The following is a 20440-nucleotide window of genomic DNA, read 5'->3' as shown; positions in this document are numbered from 1 at the left end:
TCAAGCTTTCTGGTTGCATATTTTAAAGCCACCAATCTTTTTTATAAGTTTTACGTGGCTTTAAAATACGGCAAATATCCCTTTCAATAGACAGAGATAGAAGGATTTAAAATGAAATATAGAGTGTGGTCATGGACGCAATTATCATTGAAGGCTTAAAGGTAGAGACAGTGGTCGGCTGTTTTGCATGGGAGCGTCAGATTCAACAGCCTTTGATGTTGGATTTAATTATTGCAACCAATTTAGATCAGGCTGCCACTTCAGATGAGTTACAGGACACTCTAAATTATGCTGAAATCTGCAGCATTTCTGCACAGGTCATTCAAAATGCTGCGCCTAAATTAATCGAACATGCAGCAAAATTGGTGCTCGATGCACTTTTTACTACCTTTGCAGCAATTGAATCTATTACCATCACGATTCGTAAACCTGCCATTATTCCAGAAGCCCATTCTGTAGGAATTCGTCTTGAACGCCACCGACACGATTTTTGCCCTCGCTCTGGCGAGTAACTGTGAAGCTTCACGCCAGTTTAAACAGGCCTATCAGCAAATTGCTGCCTTGGGTGAAACACAGTTTTCGCAAATTTATCTCATTCCTTGCCGTGATGGGATCGGTGCAGATTACTGGAATTCTGCTTGCTTAATCAAAAGTCGTTTGAGCTATGCGCAGTTGAATGTCATTCTCAAGGAAATGGAAGTTGCAGCAGGGCGTGTGCGTCCATCGCACGATATCCCACTGGATATTGATATTATTGCGTGGGGAGCAGACTTAGCCCACATGCAATTAAATCCGAAAAAACTGCCTTTGGCTTTAGATGTTAAAATTCCAATGTGGGAAATTTGGCAAGATGAAGCGTTTATACATCCTGAGCATTATTATCCAGTGGTGCGTTGTGACGAATAAATCAGGAAATTAAAGTCATTAATACGTGATCAATCTTAAACATTTGGGCAGAGATGCATGATCTTAGATTGCTGACATCAGCATGTCATATTCTGTGGGTATTTTTGTATAAAAAACCATCGAAAACCATATCGTTGCTGTATACATACAGGCTACAGTCAGAAAACTATCCACAAAATCTGCGGATAAATCTTAGGATAACTTAAAATCGGCTCTTTCTCTGTTATTTCTTGATTGTTTTAATCGAGATGTTTTCTATTTCATTGACATATAAAACGCCCACAATCGTGAGCGTTTAAGTGTCATCAATTCATTAAATATAATAACTGGTCTTGGTCATCAGCTTGGAAATAGCGGTCATGGTCAAGCGTACAGGCACAGGTAAATCTACACCACCTGCATTAAGCGCTGTATCGCGATGGTGTAATTCATCTTCATTCATTTGCACCAAAATTTTACGTGAACGGTCATCTTGTTCAGGTAGCTGACTAATATGATGCTGTAAATGCAAGCTCACTTGACGCTCGGTTTCTGCCACAAAGCCCAAACTGTATTTATCGCCTGCAATGCCTGCAATTGCCCCCATTCCGAATGAAAGACCGTACCATACAGGGTTGAGCAGGCTGGTATGGCTATCTAATTCTTTTAGACGGTCTTCACACCATGCCAAATGGTCTTGCTCCTCAATAGCAGCCTGTTCCATTTCACGACGTACATTGGGTAATTTGGCGGTTAAGGCCTGACCGTGATACAAGGCTTGGGCACATACTTCGCCACTGTGGTTAACACGCATTAACCCAGCAACATGACGCGCTTCACTCACAGCCAATTTGGTTTCAACCGCATTGCCTGGGTTTTCGCGTTGTGCCGAAGTTGTACCTGGCACTAAGCTGCGCAAGGCTTGGTCAAATGAGTGAATAAACTTGTCTATACCTGTGTACTGACGCATGAACTAATCCTCCAACGAGTCTTGTGCAGTATCTAACATTGGCTTGAGCTTTAACAAGAGCCAAATCGTGAAAATGGCACTTAAAACCGCTGTGATACTAAATAGAATTTTTAAATCAATTTTTAAAACACTTAAGATTAAAATCGAGAAAACCGCAGACGACACCATAAAAATGGCATTTAAAATATTATTGGCGGCAACCACACGTGCACGGTGTGAGCGAGGGGAATTGGCCTGCATCATGGCATATAAGGGTACAATGTAAAAACCGCCACTAATCCCCAATAAAGTAACTGCAAGCATCACGTGATAATAGCTCCAGCCTTGCTGAAACACGGCTGATAAGCCAAGTAGTTCACCTGTTTGAGGCGGTACAAAGGCCAATGCACCTGCTAAATAAAAAGCGAAAATGGTTAGACCTACTGCACCAATTGGAACCATTTTTATATTGACTTCTGAGCCACCTAATTTGCGGCACAGCAAAGAACCTGCACCAATGCCAACTGAAAATAGGGTGAGTAATAAACTCACCACGTTTTCAGAAGCATGTAGATTCTGCTGAGTCAGTTGTGGAATTTGGGTCAAATAAGTTGCCCCATAAAACCAATACCAAGAGTTTCCAAGTAAGATCAAAAAAATCATCGGCAGGCTTTTGGCATATTTTAAAGTCTGGAAACTGGTACGGAAAAAATTCCAGTCAATTTCAATCTCGGGTGCAGTCACACGCTGGGTTAATACAAAACGACTGGATGCATAGCCAATCAGTGCAATTACAATGACTGTCAGGCTAATCCACAGTAAATTTCCCGCAGAAACAGAAATGACAGCACCACCTAAAATCATGCCCAGTAAAATGGCAATTGAAGTCCCTGACTGGAAAATAGCATTACCCGACATCAGTTCATGCGGTTTGAGCACTTCGGGCAAAATGGCATATTTAATTGGGCCAAAGAAAGTCGATTGAGCGCCCATTAAAAATAAAGCAATCAATAGCAACCATAAATTGCCCAACAAGAAACCTGCAGTACCAATGAGCATGATGATAATTTCGAGCAATTTAATGGCACGTACCAGTTGCGCTCGCTCGTATTTGTCTGCCAGTTGTCCGGCAGTCGCTGAAAAAATGAAATAAGGCAAAATAAACAGTAAAGCAGCTAAGTTATTTAGCGTACTGACATTTGCAGACTGCTGACTAATCCAGCCATAGGTAAAGACCAAAAGCAGCGCTTGTTTATAAACATTATCATTGAGTGCGCCAAAAAACTGAGTGAGAAACATCGGCAAAAAGCGCCGACTTTTCATTAACTGTTCATTTTTTTCCATGCGTGATTAACTTCGTTTAGTTTTATTAAGAAATGTGACCGCTTGATATAATAGTACAGAAAATCATGTATGATGTTTCAAGTCTTTTCACTGATGAAAAAATCAAATAAATTGGTGTTTGCACGCGCGTTCATTGGGGTTTTTCCATAAAAATTAAATCAGTTTAGAGTTGTTTATGCCTGTCAATACAAACTTTAAAAAATCAGTACTTTGTTCCAGTATGCACGCTATTTTGTGTTGGAATATGCCAAAAAATATCGGGCTTGGTCTGTTTTTGGGTTTTGTTGCATCTTCAAGTTTTGCTGAAAGTATTCCAGCGGCAAATACAGTGCAACAAGCAACAGGTGAAATTAATACTGCAACGATCCAAACACCTGTGGCAGAAGAAGCACAGAGCCTCGAAGCCGAAATTAAGCAACTGGCTGCAGCACAAGGTAAAGATAGCGCCGAAGAGTTACAAAAAATAGAAGAAGCAATGCAGCAGGTGCAAGCGCCAGAAGTTGATAGTTTGCAAATGTTGCAACAGCAACAACAAGCTGGTATGACATTTCCCGAATTTCAACCTATTGAATTTGAAGACCTGGAAGATTTACCTGTCGCACCTGTAGATCAAAATCTTGCTAATGAAATTTTTCAGGTGGCAGAACAAGCCAAGCAAGAAGCGATGCTAGATCGTAATGGTCAGGTTCCTGAAACCTTGGTGCAAGATGCAACACAAGAGGAGTTGCTACAAATTAACCAAGCACCCGTTAATGTAGATGCATTAATGTCGAGCATTCAGGCAGACAGCAAAATTGTAGTCGAAGCTAACCCAGCAGACAGTACCATGACCGAATTGGGCTGGATGACACAGGCTGAAAATGCAGATCAACCGGGTTTTTTCAGACGGCTATTACATAAAGTCCGCCCACCGCGTGAACTCAATACTGCCAAAGTGCCAAGGATTAGTGCCGATGTTGTGATTAGCGCAAACAGTGCTCAAAATGGAACACAAAACGCCATTGGAGAAGTTTCACCAGAAGCTTATCGCACAGCGGTAGATAATTTAAGTGCCAACATTAAGGCAAAACTCTCAAGTTTTACCCAAGAATCGTTTGCAGACTTTCCAGCGGCCTTGCCACAGTTGCGCACCTTATCCAATCAGGCAGCGCAGGCGGTGGGGTTTTACAATGCCGAATTTAAATTTGAAAAACTTAGTGACAGTCGCGTACGTGTAAATGTAGTGCCTAATCCACCTGTGGCGATTAAACAACAAAATATAGAGTTTACGGGCGAAGGGCAATACGAGGCACAATTTCAGGTCATTGGCGTATTGCCAGATCAAGAAGTAGATGACGTGTTCAATCATGGTTTGTACGAGCAAACCAAAAAGCGAATTACCGATGCTGCCACAGACAATGGATATTTCGACAGTTATTGGCGTTTGCATGATGTTAAAGTCGCACAGCCGCAAAATACAGCAGATATAAATTTACGCTATGAAACGGGCGAGCGTTACAAACTTGGTGCAGTGGAATTCCGTATGAGCGATCCAAATCAGGAATTCCCGCTTGATATGGACATCTTACAAAGTATGGTGACTTGGCAGGAAAATGCTGACTATACCTTTTGGCGTGTCAATGGTTTAGCCAACAACTTAACCAACTCACGTTATTTTAACTACACTTTGGTTGATACAATTCGTCCTGATCCTGTAGAGCATCCTTTAGAATTGCCATCTGATATTCAGGCCTTGGTCGATCAGCAAAAGCTGTCTTTGGGTGATGCTACGGTTACAGATAAAAAGCAGGTGGCTTCTTCGCAAGAAGTTACACAGTCTGTGGTGAATGAAGCGGAATTTGCGGGTACAGAAGAAGGACCTGCCAATGAAAACCTACGCACCCTGCAAGTTCAACAAGAAAATAAGCAAACTGAAGAAGAGCGCTTAAAAGAACAAGCGCGTATAGATAAAAAAATTCCTGTCATTGTGACCTTAAATGCAGACCGTTTAAACAGTGCTGAAGTTGGCGCAGGTTATGGTACAGACACGGGTGTTCGTTTACGTGGGCAGTATCGCCGTGCCATTGTTAATAAACGTGGTCATTCATTCGATGCTAACTTGGAGCTGTCTGAAATTCGTCAAGCCATAGATGGGCGCTATAACATTCCGTATAACCATCCATTAAATGACTATGTGGCCTTGGTTGGTGGTTATGAGCGTGAAGAGCGTGATGATGTTGCACAAGGCAGTGGCTTATTAATCGAATCTGCGGTTGCAGGTGCAGACCGTGTGATTAAAAACCCAATGGGAAGTTGGCAGCATACCTTTGGCCTGCGCTACCGTTTAGACCGCTTAACTGAAACAGGCGATGTATTTTTAGATAATGTCCCTGATGCCTTTATTGCTAATGGAGATGTTGAGCAGCAATCGTTATTGCTTGGCTATGAAATTTCCAGAACAGACAGCAACCGACGAGTAAACCCAAGCAAGGGGTTTAGACAAATTTATAAAGTAGAACTGGGCAGTGAATCATTACTTAGTGATGCTGATTTAGCCATATTTAATGCAGGTTGGCGCTTTATTTATTCCATGGGTGAAAATGATAATCACCAGTTTGTGGGGCGTAGTGACTTAGGTTATATCTACACCGAAGACTTTAATAAAGTACCTTATAACTTGCGTTACTTTACGGGGGGCGACCAGAGTCTGCGTGGCTTTGACTATAAATCTTTAGCACCACAGATTGATGGCTTTAAAATTGGTGGTCAGGCTTTGGCTGTAGGCTCTTTGGAATATAACTATCAATTTAAAGAGGGCTGGCGTGCTGCGGTATTTAGTGACTTTGGTAATGCCTACGATACAGATTTTAGTAATGACATCGAATATAGCGTAGGCTTGGGTGTGCGTTGGGCATCTCCAATTGGTCCAATTCGGATAGATGTGGCATCGGGTATTTCAGATGACAACCATCCAATCCGTCTACATTTTTTTATTGGCTCTCAACTATAAATTTAAGACTTAGAGAACATTATGGCTGAAGTTGAACAGCAACCAGAAACCCCAGAGATGCTGCCCAAAAAGCGTCGAATACTCAGGAGTGTTTTACTGTCACTACTGTTTATGCTGATTCTATTGGTATCTGCTTTGGTGGTGATGTTCTCAACAGACCGTGGTTCTAAGTTTTTACTTGATAGTGTCTTGCAACGTCAGGAAATTATTCATTATGAATATGAAGGTGGTAATTTATGGCGCGGTATTATTCTGCGCAATATCATCGTCAGCTTAAAACCTGTGGATGTCAAAATTGACCGTGCCGATGTCATTCTTGGTTGGCGTGCTATTTTAGATAAAGAAATTCATTTAAATCGTGCCGACGTGCGTAATCTGCGAATTTATCCTAAAGGCCCACCGAGTGACGATCCATTCAAATTCAATGAAATTCGCTTACCTTTTGTTTTGCGTTTAGATACTGCCGATGTCGATCATTTATTAATTCAAACTGCTTCTGGCACTCAGGTCGATTTTTACGACATTCATTTAAATAACGCTTTATGGTCTGGGACAGAGCTCAAATTTGAAGACTCGCACATGGACATGGGCTATTTGAATGTGCGTAATGCAACAGGCGATATGAAGTTTGAGGGCAAATATCCACTAAACGTGACGGGCGACCTAAATCTGCCATCCTTGCACAATAGTTTGAATATCCATGATATTAAAGTCGTGGCGAAAGGCACTTTAGATACCATTCAAGCTGGTGTGGCAACCAATACGCCTGATTTATTAACAGGTTGGGTCGTGTTACACCCGATGCGCAAGCAAGTGCCAATGTTTGGTGAACTGCAATTTAAACAATATCACTGGCCTATTTTGACGGAACAGCAGTTGTTTACCCAAGCAGGTGCAGCCAAATTTAAAGGGGATATTAAACGTCTGGATATTGATATTGCGACCGACTTAAGTGGGAAGAATATCCCACAAGGGCAATATACAGGCTTGATGTACACCGACTTGGTTAATCAGCTCAACATTAGCAATTTAAATGCACAACTTATGCAAGGTGCTGCCAATGTTGCAGGCGTAGTGAGTTGGAAAGATCGAGTGAGTTGGGACTTAACTGGGCGTTTGGACAAAATTAATCCGAAAGACCCTCTAATTCCTCAAGTGGTCAAAGACTTTTTACCGCCAAGCCTAGATGCCAATTTGACTTCTAAAGGTCATTTGGAAAAAGGGACGCATTTAACTGCACAAGTTGATTTTGACCGATTTGAAACATGGAACTTAAAATTAGATCAAAACCCTGCACAGGGTAAAGCGGCCAAACCAATGTTGTTGGATGTGCGCTGGAATAATATTGACCGTGCAGTGCCTTATGTGGGTTGGCTAAAAAGTGAATCGGGGGATGTACAGTTAGCATTGGTTGAGGGGCAGCAAGATATTTTTGTGGCGACCAAAGTCAGTGCGCATGAGCAAACGGCTTTGCCTGCAGGTATGTATCAAGCCAAATTAAACCTTAAAAACAACCGTTTAAATATTCCAAACTTTAAGCTAGATACGGGCAATAGTCACTTGGCAGGTAGCGCCGTAATAGATTTACCTTCTGACAAACGTCAGTTGAAATGGAATGCGGTGTTGGCAGCCAAAGATTTTAATCCGCAAACTGTGGTAGCGGCAGCACCAGTGAATGTGTTGAATGGGCAGTTAAAAGCCAATGGTTTTGCATTGCCGAATCAGCAAATTATTCATTTAAATGATGTGAATTTAACTGGGCGACTGGCCAACCAAAATGAAAGTGTACATTTAACAGGGCAAAGCACGATTGCTTTACTGTTCCATGATGCCAAAGCAGGCGGTGGTTTTAAAAGTTTTGCGGTGAATTATGATGGTGACCTAAATGCCAGCGCAATTCAGGGCAGTCAAGGCAGTTTAAAGCTGAAAGTTTCGGGCACACCTGAGCTGATCAAAATTAGTGATTTACGTCATAACGGAGTCGCAGGGCAAATTGTGGCAGATGGTTTATTACATCTGAACAATGGGATGGGCTGGAATTTAAATGCTTCTTTAATCCGTTTTAAACCGCATTATTTTGTATCGAGTGTACGTGGTGAATTATCAGGAAACATCCGCACACAAGGCATTTGGTCAGAAAAGCAGAAGCGTATTAACATTGAGCGTCTAAATTTAGCAGGTATGCTGAATAATAAACCTGTACGTGGTACAGGTAATTTGGCGATGGTGATTGATTCCAATCAAAAAGGTTTCTTGCCGCAACAGTTTGAAGCCAATAATTTGTATCTGTCTTATGCCAAAAACCAGCTACAGGCCACTGGCAATGCACAAAACCTACGCATTAAAGTCAATGCACCTGCCTTATACGAAATATATTCGGGCTTACGTGGGCGTGCCTATGGTTATTTAAATGTGCAGTCGCAACCACGTTTGAAAGCAACCGCCAATTTAGCGGTTGATCAGTTCAGTTTTAACAATATTTTCAGTGTACGTAAATTGCGCATACAGGGTGAATTGCCAACATCTGAAAATACCGCAACATTGATGACCGCATCGCTGGAACATCTCCGCAGTGGCAATCGTGGCATTGAACAAGGTCAAATTGCGCTGGCAGGCACACGTCAGGCACATGTATTAAAACTTGAAGCAGAAAATAAACTGAGTAAGTTTTATGTGCAACTCGCAGGTGGCTTGAATGCGCAAAACGATTGGATTGGACAAATCCAGAAAGGTGATTTTGACTCATTAAGAACCCATTTGGCGCAGCGTCAAAATGCAGCGGTAATTTATCAGCATAAAAACAGTGAGCTGTATGTGGGTGCACATTGCTGGATGAGCCAACAAAGTCAGTTGTGCTTCGATCAGCCGATTCGAGTCAGTAAAACCAAAGCCAATGCATCTTTTGTGACACAAAACCTAGACTTAAACGATTTTGCTGCCTTTATGCCTGAAGGTCTTGCCATTACAGGTAAGGTCAATGGTCATGCCAAAGCAGCTTGGGCCAAAGGGCAGAAACCTAAAATTGATGCGCATCTGATTACACGTAATGGTGTGATAGGTATTGCAGCAGATGACCCGCAAGATATTGGCTCTACTTTACGCTATGAACAAGTCGCTTTGGTGGCGAAAAGCATTGCCGATGGTTTACAGTTACGCATGGATGTCAAAACGCCTGAAATTGGTGCAGGTTATGCCAATGTGGTGATCGATCCATACAGTAAAAATATGCCAATGCGTGGTGAAATCGCCTTCGATCAAGTGCAACTAAAAGTCTTTAAACCGTTTATTGCCGATGTGCGTTCCATGGCGGGAACTCTATCTTTTGCTGGTAAGGTCAATGGCACTTTAACCTCACCTTTGGTCACTGGTGAAATGCGACTGAAAGATGGCGCAATTAGCATGATTTCCTTACCTGTGAATTTGACCAATGTGCAGCTGTATTCTTCAATTCGACAAGATCAAGCCTCTATTAATGGTGCATTTAATAGCGGTGGTGGTGTAGGTCGTTTAACAGGTAGTGTGGATTGGAAAAATGATCTTCGAATTCAGTTAAATTTAAATGGTAAAGATTTATTAATACGTCAGGCGCCGTTAATTACTGCAATGATTACGCCTGATGTCTCTTTGGATGTTTTACCGTTCCAAAAAAAACTGAGTTTAAAAGGGAAAGTAGATGTACCACGTGCGTTAATTTCTATGCCTGAAGTTTCTGCACCCGTGGTGAATGTGTCTTCTGATGTACGTGTAGTACATGAAGGTCAAGATCAGCTCGCATTACTACGTTCAGCACGTCCATGGGATATCCGAGCAGATTTAGAGCTAAACTTGGGTGATCGAGTGATTTTCCAAGGCTTTGACAGCCGTATTCCACTTATTGGACGTTTGTATCTTTCTCAACGTGGTTTGGAAACTGCCATGCGTGCCAATGGTGCAATTGGTGTTAGTCAGCGTGTAAAAATTGAAGCATACGGACAGAGTCTGGACTTAAACCGTGCGATTGCACGTTTTAATGGCCCGATTTCAAACCCAACTCTAGATATGGATGCCAATAAAAACGTACAAGGCAGTATGGTGGGTTTTAGGGTTACAGGTACAGCCAGCAGCCCAAATATTCAGGTTTATAACGATGCGGGTTTATCTGAACAGGAAGCATTAAATGCTTTGATTACAGGACGTATCAATGAAGGTACTAGCGGTCTGAGTCAAACTGAAAGCTTTAAGTCGGATGTAAACAATACCATTGCTGCAGCAGGGATCAGTATGGGCTTGGGTGGCACACGTGCCTTGACCAACCAAATTGGACGTACATTCGGTTTAAGTGGTTTAGCGCTTGATGCCCAAGGTACGGGGGATGACACGCAAGTTAGTGTGACGGGTTACATTACTCCAGACTTATTTATTCGTTATGGTGTGGGCGTATTTACCCCAGTGAATAAACTGACCTTGCGTTATCAAATGAATAAGCGCTTGTATTTGGAAGCCAGTCAGGCTTTAGAACGTGCGGTGGATATTTTCTATAATTGGCGTTTCTAACCGCAGCTAAGTCAGATAAAAAATGCGCTCTACATGAGCGCATTTTTTCAATGAAATTTCTTATTTTGTTGAACATTGATTATCATAAGCCTAATAGGAGAGCGTGAATGAAAAAGATTTTGGTTGTTACTGCCGTGCTTGCATTAATGGGCTGTGCAGAAAAAAAACCTCTAACCCCAGAAGAGCAATGGCAAGGTTACTGCAGAAGTGTTGGAAATGCAGCACGTACCATTATGCTAGATCGTCAAAATGCAATTGAAAAAGAACGAGCTATTGAGCATGCCAACAAAATTGAAGATGATACGACCCGTACTTTTATTTTAGAGATTATTGAGCAAATTTATGCTTTGCCAATAGATGAAATTAAGGGCGATGCAGATGCCGCACGTGAAAAAATCCGTGCTCAGTTTACTGAAAAATGTATTGCTACACCGCATGATAAAATGCCAGATTACAAACCGTTCTAAAAGAACGGTTTTTTTATGAATATTTATTATTCTACCAACAGTAATTTCAAAACTTAAATAGCCTAAACAGTGTCTAGTATTCGTTGTCAGACCATTAAAATTTCCCACAAATAAATTGTGACAAGTTCTTAATCTTAAAACTAGCAATACTTATCTTTTTACTGAATAATGAATTTATAACAAAAACAGTAGGAGCGCATAATGGAAGTGGTTGCTTACCTGCATAATGCAGACTTGCTCTTAGAAGATGAACAGGGTGTCGCCATTGTTGGTGGTAGTCACTATGTTTTAAGTTTAGGTGATCGGGTTTTTTTACGTCAGCAAATAGATGAGCCCGCAAAGATTTATCAAGTACAGATTTCATTTGCTAGTGCAGCGCATTGTATGCTGCATGAAGATGAAATTCAGCTCAAGTTTGAAGGTAGCCGTGAACAATTACAGCACTATCTTCAAGCTACTACAGTACACTAAGGTGGAATATCTTTCATTTTAGATAGAAGGCAACATTGGGTTGCCTTTTTTACGAGTTAAACTTTAGGCAAAAGTTAAAGTGAATGCAGTTTAAGTCAAAATTAAGTCATGTTTTGCCTGTAAATTGAACAATATGCGCATCATTTAGTTATAAAATAATGGGCATCACAAAGAAACACTTTAGTTGCATTAACTTTTAACTGGAAGTTTAGTAAAATTTTGCAGTCCATATTATTTGTGATGCTTTGCAAAAGCAGGAATTCGCAAATAATTTTTTAAAAAAGAGGAATAACACCGTGCTAGAAGCTTACCGCCAACACGTTGAAGAACGTGCCGCACTCGGAGTCCCACCGAAGCCACTTGATGATGTGCAAACAGCTGCATTAGTTGAATTATTAAAAAATCCACCAGCAGGCGAAGAAGCTTATTTAGTTGATTTGCTTGAAAACCGCGTACCAGCAGGTGTTGACCAAGCGGCATACGTTAAAGCTGCTTTCTTAGCTGCTGTAGCAAAAGGTGAAGCAACCTCTCCACTCGTGTCTAAAGAGCGTGCTGTTTACTTACTAGGTACTATGCTTGGTGGTTACAACGTAGCACCTTTAGTTGAGCTTTTAGACAATGCAGAATTATCTGGCTTAGCTGCTGATGCATTGAAAAACACTTTGCTTGTATTTGATGCGTTCCATGACGTAGCAGACAAAGCAAAAGCAGGTAACGAAAACGCGAAAGCAGTTTTACAATCTTGGGCTGATGCTGAATGGTTCACTAGCCGTAAAGATGTACCTGAAGAAATCAAACTTACAGTTTTCAAAGTAACTGGCGAAACTAACACTGACGACTTGTCACCTGCACAAGACGCATGGAGCCGTCCAGACATTCCATTGCACGCAAATGCAATGTTGAAAAACGTACGTGATGGTATCAACCCAGAAGTTCCTGGTGAAGTTGGTCCATTAAACCAAATCAAAGACTTAATCGCGAAAGGCAACCAAGTTGCTTACGTGGGTGACGTTGTAGGTACAGGTTCTTCTCGTAAGTCTGCAACTAACTCTGTACTTTGGTTCTTCGGTGACGAAATTGCGCACATTCCAAACAAAAAAGATGGCGGCTACTGCTTAGGCGGTAAAATCGCGCCAATCTTCTTTAACACAATGGAAGATGCGGGTGCTTTACCTGTAGAAATCGACGTTTCTAACATGAACATGGGTGATGAAATCACTCTTAAGATCGACCATGCTGCTGCTAAAGTAACAGCGTTCAAAGACGGCGCGCAAATCGCTGAATCTGAACTTAAAACTCCAGTGCTTCTAGACGAAGTACGTGCTGGTGGTCGTATTAACTTGATCGTTGGTCGTGGTTTGACTGCTAAAGCGCGTGAAGCTTTAGGTCTTGCACCATCTACATTGTTCCGTACGCCAGTACAACCTGAAAACACAGGTAAAGGCTTCACTCAAGCTCAAAAAATGGTAGGTCGCGCTTGTGGTCTTCCAGAAGGTCAAGGTGTTCGTCCAGGTACTTACTGCGAACCTAAGATGACAACTGTTGGTTCTCAAGATACAACAGGTCCGATGACGCGTGACGAATTAAAAGACTTAGCATGCTTAGGTTTCTCTGCAGACCTCGTTATGCAATCTTTCTGTCACACAGCTGCGTATCCAAAACCAGTTGACGTACAAATGCAACACTCGCTTCCTGACTTCATCATGAACCGTGGTGGTGTTTCTTTACGTCCAGGTGACGGTATTATCCACTCTTGGTTAAACCGTATGCTTCTTCCAGATACAGTAGGTACTGGTGGTGACTCGCATACTCGTTTCCCAATTGGTATTTCATTCCCAGCGGGTTCTGGTCTTGTAGCGTTTGCTGCAGCAACTGGTGTTATGCCACTTGACATGCCTGAGTCTGTACTTGTGAAGTTCAAAGGTAAAATGCAGCCTGGTATCACGCTTCGTGACCTTGTACATGCGATTCCTTACTACGCAATTAAAGAAGGTGACTTAACTGTAGAGAAGAAAGGTAAGAAAAACATCTTCTCTGGTCGTATCTTAGAAATCGACTTAACAGAAATGGAAACTGACTTGACTGTTGAGCAAGCATTTGAATTATCTGATGCTTCTGCTGAACGTTCAGCTGCTGGTTGTTCTATCACACTTTCTGAAGAGAAAGTTGCTGAATACCTTCGTTCAAACATCACTATGCTTAAGTGGATGATTTCTGAAGGTTATGGCGATGCGCGTACTATGGCTCGTCGTGTTGAGAACATGGAAAAATGGTTAGCGAACCCATCACTTCTTAAAGCTGATGCTGACGCTGAATACACGAAAGTGTATGAAATTGACCTTGCAGACATCAAAGAACCTATTCTTTGCTGCCCGAACGATCCAGATGATGCAAAACTTCTTTCTGACGTTCAAGGCGACAAAATTGATGAAGTATTCATCGGTTCTTGTATGACAAACATCGGTCACTTCCGTGCTGCTGGTAAGTTATTAGACAAAGTTCCTGGTGGTTCTTTATCTACTCGTCTATGGTTAGCGCCTCCAACTCGTATGGATGAGCGTCAACTTATGGAAGAAGGCTTCTACAACACTTATGGTAAAGCTGGTGCACGTACAGAAATGCCAGGTTGTTCATTGTGTATGGGTAACCAAGCACGTGTAGCGCCGAACACAACTGTCGTATCAACTTCTACACGTAACTTCCCGAACCGTTTAGGTCAAGGTGCAAACGTATACTTAGCTTCTGCTGAGCTTGCATCTGTTGCTGCGGTACTTGGTAAGTTACCAACACCAGAAGAATACCAACAGTACGCTTCTCAAATCGACAGCATGTCTGCTGACATCTACAAGTACTTGAACTTTGACAAGATGGAAAGCTACACAGACGCTGCTGCGAATGTAGACACCAAGAAAATTGCTGCTGCTCAGTTGACCTAAGTTAGGAAAAGCAAACGCAAGAGCAAATCTATGATTTGTTCGAGTGTTGAGCGATAAGCAAGATCAAATAAGGGCTGATTATTCAGCCCTTATTTTTATGCGTAAAATTTCAATCTAATAATGAATGACATTTAAAACAGCATAGATTGTGATATTTCAGCTTGCCTAGCTGATTTTAAAAATAGGGGCGTAAGCTATGAAATAAATTAGGATTTAACTTATTAAAACAATATAAATTTGCCTATCAATACCGTTCGTCATAAAATAATGTAAACTGCGTCACAAAATATAATGGATTAATGCTGGTATTCAATTTTAATTATAATTTTTGGTAAAAACTTTATTGAAATGAACTACTTAGTTTTAATTTTAATGAAATTGGATATTTTTTAATAACTTACTATAATGATTGTAAAATTATGTAATTAAAATGTGTCATATTATTAATGCATTGACCAATTAAAAAAATTTTGCGTCTCTCTTTAAATATGAAACTGGGTTGTTTTTATGAATTTAATAGAAACAGTTTTTGACTTTAAAGCGCTTTCAATGCAGCAGCAATCGTATTTTTTTGAAAAAATTTATCAATTCGATCAAAAAATCTTTCCAAATTCGAGTTTAGAAGAATTTAAAGCCTTTGTTTATGACCCCGATGCAATCGCAGTCATGGTTATTCAATATCATGATCGAGATCAAGTGGTTGGGCAAAATGTTATTCCTTTTATTTTGATTCATTATAATGAACAGCCTATGCATGTGGTCAATTCACGAGCGGGTTTTTTGTCTGAATATCAAAAACAAAATTTGACGATTCCAAGTGCAGTCAAAGCCATGTTGAATCGACGCTTAAAAAATCCATTTATTCCATTGTGGTTTGTGATTAGCATTAATCAACCGAAGATTTATGCTTTGTTTGCTTCGCGTTCTAAAAGTTTTTTCCCAAGAGTCGGGAAAACTATGCCTAAGGAATATCATGAAGTTTTGCAGCTTATGGCGGCACGGTATCCTGAAATTCAAAAGCGCGGTGAAGGCGTATATGTGCATGAAACTCATTCTCCAGCACGAAGTTTTGAGCAACTGATGCATTTGAGAATTCCGCAAGATGTACATTCCAATTTCTTTTTGCAGCACGCGCCTGATTATTTTGATGGTTGGGGCATTATGTGTATTTGTAAATTAGACGGTAAAACTTTATCTGAAACGGCACTCAATTTAGCACTAAACAGAAAAGTGGATTAGGTGCTTATCACATCGAAAAACTGTAATCCTCTGTACGTATCCTGTTGACTCTATACTGCAGTAGATGATGAATTTGGGCAGTGATGGGGTGTAACCATCATCTTCACCAAAGTTTTATTGAGTGAAATAATGATCTTGATGTTTGCAGTTGCGACAAAATAAGGACACATAATTTTCTGCGTCATAATCGACAGTCAGTTCATCCGATCCGCAGTGCATACAGCGTTTAAGTGAATAAAATTTAAGTCGTGCTTCAATTTTTCGCCAAGAACGCCACACAGGTTGAAAGAAAATCCTTTCGTCATAACCCAAAAAGCGGAAGAATAAAATTTCGCTCATATAGCTGAAAGGCAAATTAGGCGGGCGTGGCAGGGTAGAGGTCTCCCATTTTTCAGCCACTGACCGTTCTCGGTATTGCTGCACAGTCTTTTTCAGTAAATTGGTATTAATAAAGTTTTCATTACGCGGTTTGAGTGCTTTTTGTTGGTATAAAAATTCCAAAGCAGTTTGCACCAAGTAATAAATTTGCCCAACCGCCACGACATCTAAAAGTCGGTAGCAAAAGCTCTGAAAACTATGGTTGCCCGCAATTTGTATTCCCCAAGTCCGACAATAAAATTGCATAAACTGCACAATCTCTTGATACAGCAATAAATACAGCGCATCTTTGACTTCATCTGCTGTTTTGAACGGTGTGCCCATACTCAGATTTTCATAAAACCAATAACGTAATTGTTGTGCAATGCTGAATAAGCTTGGTTCAGAATAACCATCTAAACGGACATTGATATAATATTGCTGCGCATTTTCGGCAAAATCTTTGGCAATTAATATTTGCTCTTTTAGCAAATGTTTGATCATGCCGTGCTGGAAAAAATAGTTGGGGGTAATATTTAAATACTTGATTTTTTCCCAATCTATAAATTCTTCATGTGGAATATGTTCCTGTGCATGCTGATCTAAAATACTCAATAAAAATAATTTATCTATAAAACGCAGCTGATTTAATTCGCGTTCAGGTGCATCCTGTTTTTTGAATTTTTGTTGTTCTTGCAAGCGGGTTTCCGCCATGATTTTTTTGCGTTGTTGGGTACAGCTTGCGCAATGACAGTTTTGTTGTTGGCTATTTTGAAAGATGCGATGTTCACAATGACTACATTGGTGAAAATTTAATTCCTGCTCATATTGTTCTGCTTCTACCCAATACATAGATGCCTGACACAAAGGGCATAATGTGCTTTCATCTAATTGTTTTTGCAGAATTTGTAGCATTGTGAAATAGAAGCTCAAGTAAATCGTGATATGTCATTATACATGGCTTGTGTACTGAAAGGTGGAAGCTTCTGTGCTTTTGATCATCATCAAAATTAGCCTGTGTTGGTCGTATTTGAAGTGAAGTTGCATATCAAAATATTAAATTTACGCGTAATAGCAATACAGGTATTGATTTAAACAGTCTGCTTTTATGTTACTTGTACAGGATTAATCCAGATAGGATTGAAAAGCTTGGGTTGAGCGCCCATATAAATCAGCATTGTTGAACAAGACTGAAATAGATTGTGCGCAGACAGATGTTGAAAGTTGTCGTATGATCATTGCAACTTTACAAAAACAAGCGCATCGCCACAAAGAATGAGGACAAGATGAATATTGCAGCAAATCCTATGGTTGAAGCCAGCCAAACTATCTATTTAAAAGACTATCAAAAACCTTCATTCTTGGTAGATGCTGTAGAGCTAGATATTCAAGTCTATGCAGATTACACCCAAGTGGGTGCAACATTGAAAATGCAGCGTCAGACTGCAGGCGATTTGGTGTTATTGGGCCGTGATTTAGAATTGAAATCTATTATTTTGAATGGCACGGAATTATCGGAAAGTGACTATCAATTAGATAGTGAGCAGCTTCGCATTGCAAATGCACCTGATCAAGTCACGTTAGAAACCATCGTGATCATTCATCCTGAAAGCAATACGCAACTTGAAGGCTTATATCAGGCAAGTTCTGATTTATTTGTTACCCAAAACGAGCCTGAAGGTTTCCGTAAAATTACCTTCTATCCTGACCGCCCAGACGTATTGTCGGTATTTACCACACGTGTTGAAGCCGATAAAAAATATCCTGTGTTATTGGCAAACGGCAACTTGTTAGAAACAGGTGAAGCAGGCGAAGGTCGTCATTATGCGATTTGGCAAGACCCGACCAAAAAGCCAAGCTATTTATTTGCTTGTGTGATTGGCGATTTGGCAGTCATGAAAGACCATTATGTGACATCTGAAGGGCGTAATGTTGCACTGGAAATTTATGCAGAAGAAAAAGACATTCCAAAATGCAAAATTGCTATGCAAGCGTTAAAACATTCGATGCGTTGGGATGAAGAACACTATGGTCTGCCGTATGATTTAGATAATTATATGATTGTGGCGACCAGTGCCTTCAATATGGGCGCAATGGAAAATAAAGGTCTGAATATTTTCAATACGTCATGTGTATTGGCCGATGAAGAATACACCACAGATGCCGCAATTATGCGCGTACAGTCCGTGATTGCGCATGAATATTTTCATAACTGGACAGGTAACCGTATTACTTGCCGCGATTGGTTCCAGTTGTGTTTAAAAGAAGGTTTAACGGTGTTCCGTGACCAATCTTTCTCTGAAGATTTACAGTCTGCCGCAGTACAGCGTATTGATGATGTGGCGGTGCTCAAAGCACATCAATTCCCCGAAGATTCTGGCCCGTTATCGCACCCGCCACGTCCAGATCATTTTGTAGAAATTAATAACTTCTATACCGCAACAGTCTATGAAAAAGGTGCGGAAATTAACCGCATGATGTCGACTTTACTCGGTAAAGAAAAATTCCGTAAAGGTAGTGATGAATATTTCCGTCGTCATGATGGACAAGCAGTCACGGTTGAAGATTGGGTCAATGCTTTAAGCGCAGGTTCAGGTGTCGATTTATCTAATTTCCTGACTTGGTACAATCAACCAGGCACACCAAAGCTTGAAGTGCAGGGCGAATACGATGCGGCTGCGCAGGTTTATCGTTTAAATTTAAAACAAAGTCTGAAAAGCAATGCCAAATATCCAAACTTAAAAGCATTGCCTATTCCTGTTGCATTGGCATTGTTCAATGCAGAAACAGGCGAGCAATATATTTTGCAGTCTGAAGCTTTGGTTGAAAACTCAGTAAAAGATGGTGTGTATTTGTTTGATCAGGCACAAGCAAGTATTGAATTTAGCGGTATAACTGCGCATCCCGTTGTTTCTTTATTGCGTAATTTTTCTGCACCTGTGAATTTAGAATTTAACTATTCTAATGATGAATTGGCATTTTTAATGCAGCACGAAACCAATGGCTTTAACCAGTGGCAGGCGACTCAGACTCTATTGGAACGTATTTTATTGGAAGAACATGCAGCAGATACTTATTTGCAAGCCATGAAAAATACAGTACCTGCTTTAATTGAAAAAGATCCTTTGTTGGCATCACGTATTTTTGATGTACCTTCTGAAGGCTATTTGGGCAGCCGTATTGATCAAAATTATCAACCTGAAAAAATTCAGCAACAACGCAATGCGCTGTTAGATACATTGGCGCGCGAACTTGGTGCATTCTGCAAAGAAACCTATTTAAGCCTTGATCCAGACATGCAGCAAGATTTCTCTCAGGCAATGGGTGTACGTGCTTTAAAGAATATCATGTTGGCGTTAATGGCACGTCAGGGCGATGCCGAAGCGTTTGAGCTGGCAAAGCAGCAATACCAAACAACTCGAAATATGTCTGAGCGTTTAGGGGCATTGCGTGTCTTGGTGTGGAATGATGCACCGCAAGCCAAAGCTGCTTTGGAAGATTTTTATACACGTTTTAAAGATGAAGCTTTAGCACTTGATCAATGGTTTATGGTTCAAGCTTCACATCCAAAAGCGACAGCTGAAACCATTCAGGCTTTAACTGCACATCCTGATTATGATTTGGGTACACCTAACCGTATTCGTTCAGTCAGTGGTGGTTTAAATAGCAACCCTGTGAATACATGGAGTTTTGGTGTTCAGCATTTTATTGACTTAGCCAAGTATTTAGATGAGAAAAACCCAATTGTAGGTTCGCGTTTATTGCAGGTGTTGTCGCGTTGGTACACTTTGGCAGAGCCACAACGTAACCAAGTGCAAGCAGCGTTGCTAAATTTGCAGTCTGTGGTGAAATCTAAAAACGTGGTTGAAACCCTAAATAGTATGTTAGAGGTTTAAGTTAAAAAACTAAAAGCCATTTCATCAATTCGTTGAAATGGCTTTTTTGTGGCTGGAATACATTAAAAATAATCTAGCTTAGTCACAGCGAATTTGATATTCATTTTTATAGTTGGTGTAAGTTTCATTTAATTCAGCATGTAATTTTTCTCGTTATATTGCCGATCTTCAGGTTTAGAATTTTTAAGTACAATTGGCATATATTCATGTTTGTAAATCTGCGTATATTCTTCACAAATAATATGTTTGCGCTCATCTGCAGAATAGTTATCTAAATCGCGAAGCAAGATTTCATTCATTTTGGTATTGATGAGATCGAGTTCATCAAACATGCTTGGGGCTTGATCTGACGGTTGGGATGGGGAACAGCCGAA

At 40.7% G+C, this 20440-nt stretch carries 13 protein-coding genes; 9 read left to right on the top strand and 4 right to left on the bottom strand.

Annotation, left to right across the window (positions count from 1 at the left end; translation table 11 throughout):
- Nucleotides 1–131 precede the first annotated feature (131 nt).
- Together folB and FTV28_RS04415 are read left to right on the top strand one after the other, a co-directional pair.
- Nucleotides 132–512 (top strand): dihydroneopterin aldolase, encoded by a 381-nt coding sequence (gene folB / locus FTV28_RS04420; protein WP_168417451.1) that lies wholly within the window; start codon nt 132–134, stop codon nt 510–512.
- A complete protein-coding gene (locus FTV28_RS04415; protein WP_168417450.1) occupies nt 469–906 on the top strand; it encodes a 2-amino-4-hydroxy-6-hydroxymethyldihydropteridine diphosphokinase in 438 nt (145 codons plus the stop codon). Before folB ends, FTV28_RS04415 begins: the two co-directional genes overlap by 44 nt.
- Nucleotides 907–1219: 313 nt before the next feature.
- Here the strand turns inward: FTV28_RS04415 and coq7 are convergent, their stop codons facing one another.
- On the bottom strand, nt 1220–1855 hold the full coding sequence (coq7, locus tag FTV28_RS04410; protein ID WP_168526484.1) for a 2-polyprenyl-3-methyl-6-methoxy-1,4-benzoquinone monooxygenase: 636 nt from the start codon (nt 1853–1855) through the stop codon (nt 1220–1222).
- Between the two features lie 3 nt (nt 1856–1858).
- Nucleotides 1859–3178 (bottom strand): MFS transporter, encoded by a 1320-nt coding sequence (locus FTV28_RS04405; RefSeq protein ID WP_179989536.1) that lies wholly within the window; start codon nt 3176–3178, stop codon nt 1859–1861.
- A gap of 175 nt (nt 3179–3353) precedes the next feature.
- Between FTV28_RS04405 and FTV28_RS04400 the strand changes: the two genes are divergently transcribed.
- The 6 genes from FTV28_RS04400 to FTV28_RS04375 all read left to right on the top strand — a co-directional run bounded on the left by FTV28_RS04400 (nt 3354) and on the right by FTV28_RS04375 (nt 15813).
- Nucleotides 3354–6167, top strand: a complete 2814-nt coding sequence (locus FTV28_RS04400) for an autotransporter assembly complex family protein (RefSeq protein WP_179989534.1) — start codon at nt 3354–3356, stop codon at nt 6165–6167.
- A gap of 21 nt (nt 6168–6188) precedes the next feature.
- Complete coding sequence (locus FTV28_RS04395) at nt 6189–10700, top strand: translocation/assembly module TamB domain-containing protein (RefSeq protein ID WP_179989532.1); 4512 nt, start codon at nt 6189–6191, stop codon at nt 10698–10700.
- A 107-nt stretch (nt 10701–10807) separates the two neighbouring features.
- Nucleotides 10808–11167: a hypothetical protein gene (locus FTV28_RS04390; RefSeq protein WP_168417445.1), complete on the top strand. Its 360-nt coding sequence runs from the start codon at nt 10808–10810 to the stop codon at nt 11165–11167.
- Nucleotides 11168–11368: 201 nt separating this feature from the next.
- A complete protein-coding gene (locus FTV28_RS04385) occupies nt 11369–11638 on the top strand; it encodes a hypothetical protein (RefSeq protein ID WP_168417444.1) in 270 nt (89 codons plus the stop codon).
- A 296-nt stretch (nt 11639–11934) separates the two neighbouring features.
- Nucleotides 11935–14574, top strand: a complete 2640-nt coding sequence (locus FTV28_RS04380; protein ID WP_179989530.1) for a bifunctional aconitate hydratase 2/2-methylisocitrate dehydratase — start codon at nt 11935–11937, stop codon at nt 14572–14574.
- Between the two features lie 507 nt (nt 14575–15081).
- Nucleotides 15082–15813, top strand: coding sequence for a hypothetical protein (locus FTV28_RS04375; RefSeq protein WP_179989528.1), 732 nt, complete (start codon nt 15082–15084; stop codon nt 15811–15813).
- Nucleotides 15814–15927: 114 nt separating this feature from the next.
- On the opposite strand, the gene FTV28_RS04370 is transcribed toward FTV28_RS04375, so the two are convergent.
- A complete protein-coding gene (locus tag FTV28_RS04370; protein WP_179989526.1) occupies nt 15928–17085 on the bottom strand; it encodes a hypothetical protein in 1158 nt (385 codons plus the stop codon).
- Between the two features lie 371 nt (nt 17086–17456).
- On the opposite strand from FTV28_RS04370, the gene pepN reads away from it, so the two are divergent.
- Nucleotides 17457–20066 (top strand): aminopeptidase N, encoded by a 2610-nt coding sequence (gene pepN / locus FTV28_RS04365; RefSeq protein WP_131260801.1) that lies wholly within the window; start codon nt 17457–17459, stop codon nt 20064–20066.
- A gap of 128 nt (nt 20067–20194) precedes the next feature.
- Here the strand turns inward: pepN and FTV28_RS04360 are convergent, their stop codons facing one another.
- Nucleotides 20195–20398 (bottom strand): hypothetical protein, encoded by a 204-nt coding sequence (locus tag FTV28_RS04360; RefSeq protein ID WP_179989524.1) that lies wholly within the window; start codon nt 20396–20398, stop codon nt 20195–20197.
- Nucleotides 20399–20440 lie beyond the last annotated feature (42 nt).

Origin of the sequence: Acinetobacter sp. YH12252, assembly GCF_013417365.1 — a bacterium.
Taxonomy (GTDB): Bacteria; Pseudomonadota; Gammaproteobacteria; order Pseudomonadales; family Moraxellaceae; genus Acinetobacter; species Acinetobacter towneri.
This window is presented reverse-complemented; position numbering and strand designations above follow the sequence as displayed.

What these genes read in the sequence shown, in the direction of transcription:
- FTV28_RS04360 (WP_179989524.1), bottom strand. Translation starts at nt 20,398, where the DNA reads ATGTTTGATGAACTCGATCTCATCAATACCAAAATGAATGAAATCTTG.
- FTV28_RS04390 (WP_168417445.1), top strand. Translation starts at nt 10,808, where the DNA reads ATGAAAAAGATTTTGGTTGTTACTGCCGTGCTTGCATTAATGGGCTGT.
- coq7 (WP_168526484.1), bottom strand. Translation starts at nt 1,855, where the DNA reads ATGCGTCAGTACACAGGTATAGACAAGTTTATTCACTCATTTGACCAA.
- FTV28_RS04385 (WP_168417444.1), top strand. Translation starts at nt 11,369, where the DNA reads ATGGAAGTGGTTGCTTACCTGCATAATGCAGACTTGCTCTTAGAAGAT.
- FTV28_RS04395 (WP_179989532.1), top strand. Translation starts at nt 6,189, where the DNA reads ATGGCTGAAGTTGAACAGCAACCAGAAACCCCAGAGATGCTGCCCAAA.
- pepN (WP_131260801.1), top strand. Translation starts at nt 17,457, where the DNA reads ATGAATATTGCAGCAAATCCTATGGTTGAAGCCAGCCAAACTATCTAT.
- FTV28_RS04405 (WP_179989536.1), bottom strand. Translation starts at nt 3,178, where the DNA reads ATGGAAAAAAATGAACAGTTAATGAAAAGTCGGCGCTTTTTGCCGATG.
- FTV28_RS04400 (WP_179989534.1), top strand. Translation starts at nt 3,354, where the DNA reads ATGCCTGTCAATACAAACTTTAAAAAATCAGTACTTTGTTCCAGTATG.
- FTV28_RS04370 (WP_179989526.1), bottom strand. Translation starts at nt 17,085, where the DNA reads ATGCTACAAATTCTGCAAAAACAATTAGATGAAAGCACATTATGCCCT.
- FTV28_RS04375 (WP_179989528.1), top strand. Translation starts at nt 15,082, where the DNA reads ATGAATTTAATAGAAACAGTTTTTGACTTTAAAGCGCTTTCAATGCAG.
- folB (WP_168417451.1), top strand. Translation starts at nt 132, where the DNA reads ATGGACGCAATTATCATTGAAGGCTTAAAGGTAGAGACAGTGGTCGGC.